We start from the raw sequence: 13,101 nt of genomic DNA, 5'->3' as shown, positions 1-13,101 counted from the left end.
TAAGCCAATACGCACATAAAGAGCGGAAGTATAAAGGGTGCGATAACTTATTATCGTGTTTATATGAGCTTTTTATGGAGGTAAAAAACCAATAGGAGGATTTTATTTATGGCAGTAATTTCAATGAAACAATTACTAGAAGCAGGTGTTCACTTCGGTCACCAAACACGCCGTTGGAACCCAAAAATGAAAAGATACATCTTCACTGAAAGAAACGGTATCTACATTATCGACTTACAAAAAACAGTGAAGAAAGTAGAAGAAGCTTACAACTTTATCAAACAAATTTCAGAAGATGGCGGAAAAGTTTTATTCGTTGGTACGAAAAAACAAGCACAAGAATCAGTAAAAGCTGAAGCAGAACGTGCTGGTCAATTCTACGTTAACCAAAGATGGTTAGGTGGAATTTTAACTAACTATAAAACAATTTCAAAACGTATCAAACGTATTTCTGAAATTGAAAAAATGGAAGAAGATGGCTTATTCGAAGTATTACCTAAAAAAGAAGTAGTAGAACTTAGAAAAGAATATGACCGTTTAATTAAATTCTTAGGCGGAATTCGTGATATGAAATCTATGCCTCAAGCATTATTTGTAGTTGACCCTCGTAAAGAGCGCAACGCAATTGCTGAAGCACGTAAATTACACATCCCAATCGTTGGTATTGTGGATACTAACTGTGATCCAGATGAGATCGATTATGTTATCCCTGCAAACGATGATGCTATCCGTGCCGTTAAATTATTAACTGGTAAAATGGCAGATGCAATCTTAGAAGGTCAACAAGGTGTATCAAATGAAGAAGTAGCAGCTGAACAAAACATTGATTTAAATGAATCAAAAGAAGAAGCTACTGAAGCAGAAACAACTGAAGAAAACACTTCTGTTGAATCAAACTAAGAATAATGTAAAATGGGTGATAAGATATATAAGCTTATCACCTTTTTTTAAAATAAATATATTAAAATTCATTAAATAATGGAGGAATATGAAATGGCAATTTCAGCTAAACTTGTAAAAGAATTACGTGAAAAAACTGGCGCTGGTATGATGGATTGTAAAAAAGCGTTGACAGAAACTGATGGTGATATTGATAAAGCTATTGATTACCTACGTGAAAAAGGTATTGCAAAAGCAGCTAAAAAAGCTGACCGTATCGCTGCAGAAGGACTAGTACATGTAGAAGAAAGAGGAAATGAAGCAGCAATCGTAGAAATTAATTCAGAAACTGACTTCGTAGCACGTAACGAAGGTTTCCAAGAATTAGTAAAAGAAATTGCTATCCAAGTGTTAGATAGTAAAGTAGATACTGTTGAAGCTTTATTAGAATCTGAATTAGCTGACGGTAAATCTGTAGATCAACGCATGAAAGAAGCAATCTCTACAATCGGTGAAAAATTAAGTATCCGTCGTTTTGCAGTTAGAACAAAATCAGATAGTGATGCATTTGGTTCATATTTACACATGGGTGGACGTATCGGTGTATTAACAGTTGTTGAAGGTACTACTGATAGCGATGCTGCTAAAGATGTAGCTATGCATATTGCTGCGATTAACCCTAAATATGTTTCATCTGAACAAGTAAGTGAAGATGAAATTGCTCATGAAAAAGAAGTATTGAAACAACAAGCTTTAAACGAAGGAAAACCAGAAAAAATCGTTGAGAAAATGGTTGAAGGTCGTTTACGTAAATATTTACAAGAAATTTGTGCAGTTGACCAAAACTTTGTTAAAGATCCTGATCAAACAGTTGAAGCTTTCTTAAAATCAAAAGGTGGAAAACTAGTTGACTTCGTACGTTATGAAGTAGGCGAAGGTATGGAAAAACGTGAAGAAAACTTTGCTGACGAAGTAAAAGGACAAATGAAATAATTTTTCATAGTTTGAACAAGAAAGAAGACACCTTTTTGTGCTCCGTATGAAAGACTTACTTTTATATTGGAAGTTCTACTGTGTCTTCTTTACTTGTATCAAATACATATTTTCACAATAGAGAGGATAAGACAATGGCTCAAACTTCTAAATATAAACGTGTCGTTTTAAAATTAAGTGGTGAAGCACTAGCAGGTGAAGACGGATTCGGGATTAATCCGATAATTATTAAAAGTGTTGCTCAACAAGTAGCTGAGGTAGCAAAAATGGATTGTGAGATTGCAGTGATTGTTGGTGGAGGAAATATCTGGAGAGGTAAAACTGGTAGTGACCTTGGTATGGATCGTGGCACAGCCGATTATATGGGTATGTTGGCTACTGTCATGAACGCTTTAGCACTTCAAGATAGTCTAGAACAATTAGAGTGTGATACACGTGTGTTAACTTCTATAGAGATGAAACAAGTTGCAGAACCTTATATTCGTCGTCGTGCAATTAGACACTTAGAGAAAAAACGAGTTGTGATATTTGCAGCTGGCATAGGTAATCCATACTTCTCAACTGACACAACTGCAGCTCTGCGTGCTGCTGAAGTAGAAGCAGATGTTATCTTAATGGGCAAAAATAATGTTGATGGTGTTTACTCTGCAGATCCTAAAAAAGATGAAAATGCAGTTAAATATGAACATTTAACACATATTCAAATGTTACAAGAAGGATTACAAGTCATGGACTCAACAGCATCTTCTTTCTGTATGGATAACAATATTCCATTGAATGTGTTCTCTATTACAGAAGAAGGGAATATCAAACGTGCTGTTATGGGTGAAAAAATAGGAACATTAATTACAAAATAATTTAGAGGTGTATAATATGAGTGACATAATTAATGACACGAAAACAAAGATGAAAAAATCAATTGATAGTCTTTCAAGAGAATTAGCCAACATTAGTGCTGGTAGAGCAAATTCAAACCTTTTAAATGGTGTTACTGTTGATTATTATGGAGCACCAACACCTATACAGCAACTTGCTAGTATCAGTGTGCCAGAAGCGCGTCTTTTAGTCATTTCACCATACGATAAATCATCAGTGGCTAATGTTGAAAAAGCCATTAATGCAGCAAACCTAGGTGTGAATCCATCTAGTGATGGTGAAGTAATCCGTATAAGTGTACCTGCATTAACAGAAGAACGTCGTAAAGAGCTTGTAAAAGAAGTTAAAAAAATTGGCGAAGATTCTAAAGTTGCAGTTAGAAATGTGCGTCGTGATTCGAATGACGAGCTTAAAAAACAAGAGAAAAATGGTGACATCACTGAAGATGACCTAAGAACTCAAACAAATGAAGTTCAAAAAATAACTGACGATTCTATAAATGACATTGATAAATTATTAGAAGAAAAAGAACAAGATATTATGTCAGTATAAACATGGTAATTATGATATGACTTTTTGTGAGTAAATATCTATCTTTTAGTTGTTTGATATTGAAAATAAAGCATATTATAAATTTATCTGAACTGTATCAAATCAGACTTTGGTACAGTTTTTTTATTTGTTTATTCATTGCGCTTATCTAGTATGATAAAATGATAGATAATTGCATTTAGAAGCTAATATAAAAAGCAGAGATGATAACGCTCGGAGGAAATACCATGTTTAAAAAGCTAAACAAGAAAAAAAATCAGCCTAACGAATCCAACATTGGCTTGGATTTACATAATGTACCTAATCATATAGCAATTATTATGGATGGCAATGGACGCTGGGCTAAACAAAGAAAGCTGCCTAGAATAAAAGGCCATTACCAAGGTATGCAAACGATCAAAAAAATAACTAAAGAAGCTAGTGATTTAGGTATTAAATATTTAACGTTGTATGCATTTTCAACTGAAAATTGGACTAGACCTAAAAATGAAGTTAATTATATTATGAACCTACCAGTTAATTTCTTAAAAACCTTTTTACCAGAATTAATAGAAAATAATGTTAAAGTAGAAACCATTGGTTTTTTAAATGATTTACCAACAGCAACACTTGAAGCTATAAATAAAGCAAAAGACCAAACCAAAGATAATACAGGTTTAAAACTGATTTTTGCAATTAACTATGGCGGACGTGCTGAAATTGTCCATAGTGTAAAATCAATTTATGAAAAATTATCTTCAGAAGGCTTATCCAGTGAACATATTACAGAACAATTGATTAACGAACATTTAATGACCCACCATTATCCTGATCCAGACCTTTTAATTAGAACCTCAGGTGAACAACGAATTAGTAACTTTCTTATCTGGCAAGTATCTTACAGTGAATTTATATTCAATGAAAAATTTTGGCCAGATTTTGACAAAGAAGAATTAATAAACTGTATTAAAATTTATCAATCTCGTCAAAGACGTTTTGGGGGATTATAGATAGTTAGGAGAATAGTATGAAAGTTAGAACTTTAACAGCAATAATAGCACTTATTGTTTTTCTACCTGTATTGTTAAAGGGTGGGCTTGTACTAATGCTTTTTTCATATTTATTAGCGTTTATAGGTCTCAAGGAATTGTTAAATATGAATATGATAAAGTTCTTATCCATCCCAGGAATTATAAGTGCATTAGGAATTTTAATTATTATGATACCGCAAGAAGCAGGTACATGGGTGAATGATTTACAATTAAAATCTTTGATAGCAATGAGTTTTATTTTATTAAGTTATACTGTGTTATCTAAAAATAGATTTAGTTTTATGGATGCTGCTTTTTGTTTAATGTCTATAGCTTATGTAGGCATAGGTTTTATGTATCTTTATGAAACAAGATCAGAGGGATTACATTACATACTGTTAGCTTTCTTAATTGTGTGGTCTACTGATACTGGTGCATACATTTTTGGTAGATTAATGGGCAAACATAAATTATGGCCAGTAATCAGTCCTAATAAAACAATTGAAGGATTCATAGGTGGTATTATTTGTAGTCTGATTGTTCCACTTATAATGGTGATGTTTATAGACTTTAATATTGCAATATGGTTATTGCTATTATGTACAGTTATTTTGAGTATGTTTGGTCAGCTAGGTGATTTAGTGGAGTCAGGTTTTAAACGCCATTTTGGTGTGAAGGATTCTGGACGTATTTTACCTGGTCATGGCGGAATATTAGACCGATTCGATAGTTTTATGTTTGTTTTACCATTATTAAATATATTTTTAATTTAAGTGATTTTGAAAGAAATGATGTGCTTTTAAAATTGTATAATTGAAAAATAAAAGGAGTTATTAATTTAAATGTTGATGATTGATCACATGAGACATTTAAATTTTTAACTCCTTTTCATAAGTTTATAAAATGAATCGTATATATTTAAGAGGTAAGTCGTGAAAATTTTTTATACTGTATAAAGTTACGTGTATCAGTCGGTAGTGTTATGTTATAATTTTATAATCAAAAGCATTAAATTTCTTGTATATTATAATAATATAAAATAATGGAACAATCTTACGGAAAATATGAGGTGTATCAATTTGAGTTTTCTAGTGACAATTATTTCTTTTATAATCGTATTTGGTGTTCTTGTAACGGTTCATGAATACGGTCATATGTTTTTTGCAAAAAGAGCTGGCATTATGTGCCCAGAATTTGCAATTGGAATGGGGCCAAAAATTTTCAGTTTTAGAAAAAATGAAACTTTATATACCATTCGTTTATTGCCAGTTGGAGGATATGTAAGAATGGCAGGTGACGGGTTGGAAGAACCACCCGTTCAACCAGGTATGCATGTAAAGATAAAATTAAATGATAAAGATGAAATCACACACATCATTTTAGATGATCAACACAAATTCCAACAAATTGAAGCAATGGAAGTTAAACAATGTGATTTTAAAGAGGATTTATATATAGAAGGTGTAACTGCTTATGATCAGCAAAGACATCATTATCAGATTGCTGACAAAGCTTACTTTGTTGAAAATGGTAGTTTAATTCAAATTGCTCCTAAAAACCGACAATTTACACACAAGAAACCTTATCAAAAATTCTTAACACTGTTTGCGGGTCCTTTATTTAACTTCTTACTTACATTAGTATTATTTATTGGCTTAGCTTATTATCAAGGTACACCAACAAATACAGTTGATAAAGTTGCGCAAGATAGTCCAGCAGCGCACGCTGGCTTAAAAACAGGTGACACTATCGTGAAAATTGATGACAAATCTATCGATAGTAAATCTGATATAGATCAAGCAATGTCACAGGTTAAAGACAAAAAGACGCAAATTAAAGTAGAACGAGATGGCAAAACAGAAAATTTACAAGTAAAACCGAAAAAATACGAACAAAAAGTAACTAAAACACATTCAGAAACAAAATATTTATTAGGCTATACTGCTTCTACTGAACATACAGTATTTAAACCTATTGCTGAAGGTGTAAAACAAACAATTGTAGCTGGGAAACTGATATTTACTGCGATTTTAAGTATGATTGCGAGCATTTTTACAGGTCAATTTTCATTTGATATGTTAAATGGTCCTGTCGGTATTTACCATACGGTTGATTCTGTTGTTAAAACAGGCATTATCAATTTAATTTCTTGGACAGCATTGCTCAGTGTCAATTTAGGGTTGATGAATTTATTACCAGTCCCAGCACTTGATGGCGGACGTATCTTATTCGTAATATATGAAGCGATTTTCAGAAAGCCATTAAACAAAAAAGCAGAAACTACCATTATAGCGATTGGTGCAGTATTTGTATTAATTGTTATGGTCTTAGTGACATGGAATGACATTCAACGTTATTTCTTATAAAAGGAGAGAGCATGTAAATGAAACAATCTAAAGTATTTATACCAACGATGAAAGAAGTACCGGCTGCAGCTGAAGCTTTAAGTCATAGACTTTTGCTAAAAGCAGGATTAATTAAACAAAGTACGAGCGGCATATATAGCTATTTACCGTTAGCTGCAAAAGTTTTGAATAACATTGAAACAATTGTAAGACAAGAAATGGAACGTATTGATGCTGTGGAAATTTTAATGCCGGCGTTACAAAAAGCAGAACTATGGGAAGAATCAGGTCGTTGGAATGCATATGGTCCAGAACTGATGCGTTTAAAAGATAGACATGGTCGTGAGTTTGCACTTGGGCCAACACATGAAGAGCTTATAACGTCTGTGATAAGAGATGAGCTTAAATCATATAAACAATTACCACTTACTTTATTCCAAATACAATCTAAATTTAGAGATGAAAAACGTCCTCGTTTTGGACTGTTACGTGGTCGTGAATTTATTATGAAAGACGCATATTCGTTTCATGCAGATGAAACTTCTTTAGATGAAACATACCAAGATATGTATCACGCTTATGATCGCATATTTAAACGTGTCGGAATTAATGCACGACCAGTAGTTGCAGATTCAGGTGCTATTGGTGGAAGTCATACACATGAATTTATGGCTTTAAGTGAAATTGGTGAAGATACAATTGTTTATAGTGAAAATAGTGATTATGCTGCCAATATTGAAAAAGCTGAGGTTGTATATCATCCTAATGAAAAACATGATGATGTAGCATCATTAACAAAAATAGAAACACCTCAAGTACACACAGCACAAGCATTAGCAACATTTTTAGAAAAACCATTGGATGAAATTACAAAATCTATGGTATTTAATGTCGATGGTGAATTTATTATGGTACTTATACGTGGTCACCATGAAATTAATGATGTGAAATTAAAAGCATTCTTTGGTACTGATCACATCGAATTAGCAACAGAAGATGAAATAAAAAATTTATTAGGTGCATCTCCTGGTTCACTTGGGCCAATTTTTGATAAAAATATCAAAGTATATGCTGATAACTTTATAAAAGATTTAAATAATATTGTTGTAGGCGCTAACGAAGATGGTTACCATTTATTGAATGCAAATGTAGGGCGTGACTTTGAAATAGAAGCGTATGGCGATTTTAGATTTATTTTAGAAGGTGAAGCCTTAGCTGATGGGTCAGGTGTCGCTAAATTTGCTGAAGGAATTGAAGTCGGGCAAGTATTTAAACTTGGTACAAAATATTCTGAAGCAATGAATGCAACATTCTTAGATAATCAAGGCAAAGCCAAACCTTTATTAATGGGATGTTATGGTGTAGGTATTTCTAGAACTTTAAGTGCGATTGTTGAGCAAAATAATGATGAAAATGGTATTATATGGCCTAAATCAGTGACGCCATTTGATTTACACTTAATTACAATCAACCCTAAAAAAGAAGAACAACGTGAATTGGCCGATCAACTATATACACAATTAAAAGAAACATACGATGTACTATATGATGACCGTAAAGAACGTGCAGGTGTTAAATTTAATGATGCTGATTTAATTGGGTTACCAATTAGAGTAGTAGTTGGCAAAAATGCTGCAGAAGGTATCGTAGAAGTTAAACGACGTGATACAGGTGAAAGTGAAGATGTTCAAATTGATAACTTAAATCGTTATATTAATGATTTATACCTAAGTATATAATTCAGCAATTTACTTTTAGAAAGTAATTGCTATGACGAATGATATGTATGTTAAACAATTAAAAGCAAATATAATTTTTATCAATGAATATATTTGTATATGGGCATAGTTGAATTTTTAAGATTAACCTATAATTTGGTAAATAGTCGCCTTAATTAGGGGAGCGGGAAAGCGAAATCGAATGAGTCAGATTTGATTTCATTTCCGCTCCTATTTATTATTAGTAACCATATTGTAAAAATAGTAGAGTTTAAGTATTAGAAATTAATGCTTTTCCGTTATAAGATAGATAATGTAAAAAATACATACGCGACAGTTAAAGAAATGATTTGAAATAGTAACGTAGTGTAATTAATAGTAAGGTGGTTATCGTCATGTCAATGACAAATCAAGAAAAATTTAAGGTCTTAGCAGATCAAATTAAAATTGCAGATCATTTGGATCCAGAAATTTTAGCACAAAGTGAATTAACGCGTGTAGATGTTAAAACAACTGATCGTATTTGGGTATTTCAGATAACATTTCCATATTTTTTACCTATAGAAGATTATCTGTTATTTATGAATGCAATCACTGAAGAATTTAAAACAATTGCCAAAGTTGATTGCAATTTTACAGTTACGAATAAAGTGAATCAAGACGAATATGCCTTGAAATACTTTAGTTATTGTATTGATCAAACGCAATTATCGCCAAAAGTAAAAGGTCAGCTTAAGCAAAAACGCTTAATTATGTCAGGGGATGTTCTCAAAGTCATGTGTCAGAATGATATAGAACGAGATCATTTTGATAAAGCTTGCAATGGGAGTTTGATTAAAGCATTTCAACAATGTGGATTTGCAATCAGTAGTATCATTTTTGAAACTGATCATACTTCAAATGGAGACGATTTAGCATCATTAGAGGCACATATTCAACAAGAAGATGAAAAAAGTGCACGTGAAGCCACTGAAAAGTTAGAAAAGATGCGCGCTGAAAAAGCCAAACAACAAGATAATAACGAAAGTGCTGTAGCTAAATGTCAAATTGGTAAACCGATTCAAATAGAAAATGTAAAACCTATTGAATCAATTATCGAAGAAGAATTTAAAGTTGCGGTGGAAGGTGTTATCTTTGATATTAATTTAAAAGAATTGAAAAGCGGACGTCATATTGTTGAATTAAAAGTTACAGATTACACCGATTCATTAGTATTGAAAATGTTCACTAGAAAAAATAAAGATGATTTAGCTCATTTTAAAGCCCTTAGTGTTGGTAAATGGGTACGAGCACAAGGTCGAATAGAAGAAGACACATTCGTACGTGACTTAGTAATGATGATGTCTGATATAGAAGAAATAAAAAAAGCAGTTAAACAAGACAAAGCAGATGAGAAACGCGTAGAATTTCATTTGCATTCATCCATGAGTCAGATGGACGGCATTCCGAATATAAGTGCATATGTGGACCAAGCAGCCAAATGGGGTCATAAAGCGATTGCAATTACTGATCATAATGTGGTTCAAGCATTTCCAGATGCGCATGCTGCAGCTGAAAAAAATAATATTAAAATGATATATGGTATGGAAGGCATGTTGGTTGATGATGGTGTGCCTATAGCTTACAAGCCACAAGATATTGATTTAAAAACTGCAACATACGTTGTTTTTGACGTTGAAACAACAGGTTTATCTAATCAGTATGATAAAATTATTGAACTCGCAGCTGTAAAAGTAAAAGAAGGAGAAATCATTGATAAGTTTGAACGTTTTAGTAATCCACATGAACGTTTATCTGAAACAATCAAGAATTTAACGCATATCACTGACGATATGCTCGTCAATGCGCCTGAAATTGAAACAGTATTAACAGAGTTTAAAGAGTGGGTCGGCGATGCGATATTTGTAGCACATAATGCATCATTTGATATGGGATTCATAGATACCGGTTATGAAAAAACTGGTCTAGGTGCATCAACGAATGGTGTGATAGATACACTTGAACTTTCCAGAACTATCAACACAGAATATGGTAAGCATGGTCTGAATTTCTTAGCTAAAAAATATGGTGTAGATTTAACACAGCATCACAGAGCGATTTATGATACTGAAGCAACAGCTTATATTTTTATAAAAATGTTAAAACAATTAGAAGAAGCGGAAGTTTATAATCATCAAGATATTAATAAATCGTTATCTAATGAAGATGCGTATAAACGTGCACGTCCAAACCACGTAACGCTTATTGTGCAAAATCAACAAGGCTTGAAAAATTTATTTAAAATAGTAAGTGCGTCTTTAGTTAAATATTATTATAGAACACCTAGAATTCCACGATCATTATTAGATGAATATCGTGAAGGTATTCTTGTTGGTTCTGCATGTGATGAAGGTGAAGTATTTACTGCAGTAATGCAAAAAGATCAATCTCAAGTGGAAAGAATAGCAAAATACTATGATTTCATTGAAGTTCAGCCACCTGCATTATATCAAGATTTAATAGATAGAGAACTGGTGAGAGATAATGAAACATTGCATGAAATTTATCAACGCCTTATTCAAGCTGGAGATGTAAATGATATTCCTGTCATTGCTACAGGGAACGCGCATTATCTAAACGAACATGATGGTATTGCACGTAAAATTTTAATTGCATCACAACCAGGTAACCCGTTAAATCGTAGTACTTTACCTGAGGCACACTTTAGAACAACAGATGAAATGTTAGACGAATTACATTTCTTAGGTGAAGCAAAAGCTCATGAACTAGTTGTTAAAAACACGAATGAATTAGCAGACCGTATCGAACGTGTAGTTCCGATAAAAGATGAATTGTATACGCCGCGTATGGAAGGTGCTAATGATGAAATACGAGATTTGAGCTATGCCAATGCCAGAGCATTATATGGCGAAGATTTACCACAAATTGTAATCGACCGATTAGAGAAAGAACTTGAAAGTATCATTGGGAATGGATTCTCTGTTATATATTTAATTTCGCAAAGACTTGTTAAAAAATCGCTGGATGACGGTTACCTAGTAGGTTCACGTGGCTCTGTAGGTTCGAGTTTTGTAGCGACAATGACTGAAATTACAGAAGTTAATCCATTACCACCGCATTATATTTGTCCACAATGTAAAGAAAGTGAGTTCTTTAACGATGGATCCATTGGCTCTGGTTTTGATTTACCAGATAAAAAATGTGGCACATGTGGTTGTGAATTGATTAAAGAAGGGCAAGATATTCCTTTTGAAACTTTCTTAGGCTTCAAAGGTGATAAAGTGCCTGATATCGACTTGAACTTTAGTGGTGAGTATCAACCTCAAGCTCATAATTACACAAAAGAATTGTTTGGTGAAGACAAAGTCTTTCGTGCCGGTACTATTGGTACGGTGGCAGAAAAAACAGCTTTCGGTTTTGTGAAAGGATTTTTAAACGATCAAGGCATTCACAAAAGAGGAGCTGAAGTTGACAGACTCGTGAAAGGTTGCACGGGTGTTAAACGTACAACAGGACAACATCCAGGTGGCATCATCGTTGTCCCAGATTATATGGATATCTACGATTTTACACCTGTTCAATTTCCGGCAGATGATCAATCATCAGCTTGGATGACAACACATTTTGATTTCCACTCAATACATGATAACGTATTGAAACTGGATATATTAGGACACGATGATCCGACCATGATCCGTATGTTACAGGATTTATCAGGTATTGATCCTAAAACGATACCTGTTGATGATAAGGAAACCATGGGGATTTTTAGTTCACCAGAACCATTAGGTGTAACATCAGAGCAAATTTTATGTAAAACTGGTACATTTGGTGTGCCTGAATTTGGTACAGGATTTGTTCGTCAAATGTTAGAAGATACCAAACCAACTACATTTTCAGAATTAGTTAGAATATCTGGATTATCACATGGTACGGATGTTTGGCTAGGTAACGCACAAGATTTAATACGCTCAGGAACTTGCGATTTATCAAGTGTCATTTGTTGTCGTGATGATATTATGGTTTATCTAATGTATAACGGTTTAGAACCTTCACTAGCCTTCAAGACAATGGAATTTGTGCGTAAAGGTAAAGGGCTTACGGATGATATGGTTGAAGCAATGGTAGACAATGAAGTGCCTGATTGGTATTTAGATTCATGTAGAAAAATTAAATACATGTTCCCTAAAGCGCATGCTGCAGCATATGTGTTGATGGCGGTACGTATTGCATATTTCAAAGTCCATTACCCACTTTACTACTATGCAAGCTACTTTACGGTGCGTGCATCTGATTTTGATTTAATCTCAATGATTAAAGATAAAGAAGGTATTCGAAATACAGTAAACGATATGTATTCGCGCTACATGGATTTAGCCAAAAAAGAAAAAGATACATTAACTGTATTAGAAATCATGAATGAAATGGCGCAACGTGGTTATCGTATGCAACCGATAAGTTTAGAGAAAAGCAAAGCATTTGATTTTATCATTGAAGATGATAGTTTAATTCCACCGTTTATTGCTGTTCCTGGATTAGGAGAAAACGTTGCGCAACGCATAGTTGAAGCACGTGAAGAGGGACCGTTTTTATCTAAAGAAGATTTAAATAAAAAAGCTGGCTTGTCACAAAAAGTCATTGAGTATTTAGACGAACTTGGTTCATTACCTAACTTGCCAGATAAAGCACAATTATCAATATTTGATATGTAATCGTGCAATATAGTGA

9 protein-coding genes are annotated in these 13,101 nt (G+C 33.3%); all 9 read left to right on the top strand.

Translation table 11 applies throughout. From position 1 onward, the window contains the following. The first annotated feature begins 108 nt into the window (after positions 1–108). The 9 genes from rpsB to FYJ81_RS02895 all read left to right on the top strand — a co-directional run bounded on the left by rpsB (position 109) and on the right by FYJ81_RS02895 (position 13,085). Positions 109–900 (top strand): 30S ribosomal protein S2, encoded by a 792-nt coding sequence (gene rpsB, locus FYJ81_RS02935; protein WP_040030607.1) that lies wholly within the window; start codon positions 109–111, stop codon positions 898–900. A gap of 93 nt (positions 901–993) precedes the next feature. After that, positions 994–1,872, top strand: coding sequence for a translation elongation factor Ts (gene tsf / locus FYJ81_RS02930; RefSeq protein WP_107384728.1), 879 nt, complete (start codon positions 994–996; stop codon positions 1,870–1,872). 134 nt (positions 1,873–2,006) lie between these two features. Further along, positions 2,007–2,729, top strand: a complete 723-nt coding sequence (gene pyrH, locus FYJ81_RS02925) for a UMP kinase (protein ID WP_019468449.1) — start codon at positions 2,007–2,009, stop codon at positions 2,727–2,729. 16 nt (positions 2,730–2,745) lie between these two features. Further along, a complete protein-coding gene (frr, locus tag FYJ81_RS02920; RefSeq protein ID WP_107384729.1) occupies positions 2,746–3,300 on the top strand; it encodes a ribosome recycling factor in 555 nt (184 codons plus the stop codon). A gap of 227 nt (positions 3,301–3,527) precedes the next feature. Further along, positions 3,528–4,289 (top strand): isoprenyl transferase, encoded by a 762-nt coding sequence (locus tag FYJ81_RS02915; RefSeq protein ID WP_107384730.1) that lies wholly within the window; start codon positions 3,528–3,530, stop codon positions 4,287–4,289. Between the two features lie 17 nt (positions 4,290–4,306). Next, positions 4,307–5,083 (top strand): phosphatidate cytidylyltransferase, encoded by a 777-nt coding sequence (locus FYJ81_RS02910; RefSeq protein ID WP_107384731.1) that lies wholly within the window; start codon positions 4,307–4,309, stop codon positions 5,081–5,083. Positions 5,084–5,389: 306 nt separating this feature from the next. Beyond that, a complete protein-coding gene (gene rseP, locus FYJ81_RS02905; protein ID WP_107384964.1) occupies positions 5,390–6,676 on the top strand; it encodes an RIP metalloprotease RseP in 1,287 nt (428 codons plus the stop codon). Between the two features lie 17 nt (positions 6,677–6,693). Then, complete coding sequence (locus FYJ81_RS02900; RefSeq protein ID WP_154409277.1) at positions 6,694–8,394, top strand: proline--tRNA ligase; 1,701 nt, start codon at positions 6,694–6,696, stop codon at positions 8,392–8,394. A gap of 374 nt (positions 8,395–8,768) precedes the next feature. After that, complete coding sequence (locus FYJ81_RS02895; protein ID WP_154409276.1) at positions 8,769–13,085, top strand: PolC-type DNA polymerase III; 4,317 nt, start codon at positions 8,769–8,771, stop codon at positions 13,083–13,085. Positions 13,086–13,101 lie beyond the last annotated feature (16 nt).

It is taken from the genome of Staphylococcus sp. McC-251-APC-3A2 (genome assembly GCF_009695665.1).
GTDB lineage: Bacteria > Bacillota > Bacilli > Staphylococcales > Staphylococcaceae > Staphylococcus > Staphylococcus cohnii.
This window is presented reverse-complemented; position numbering and strand designations above follow the sequence as displayed.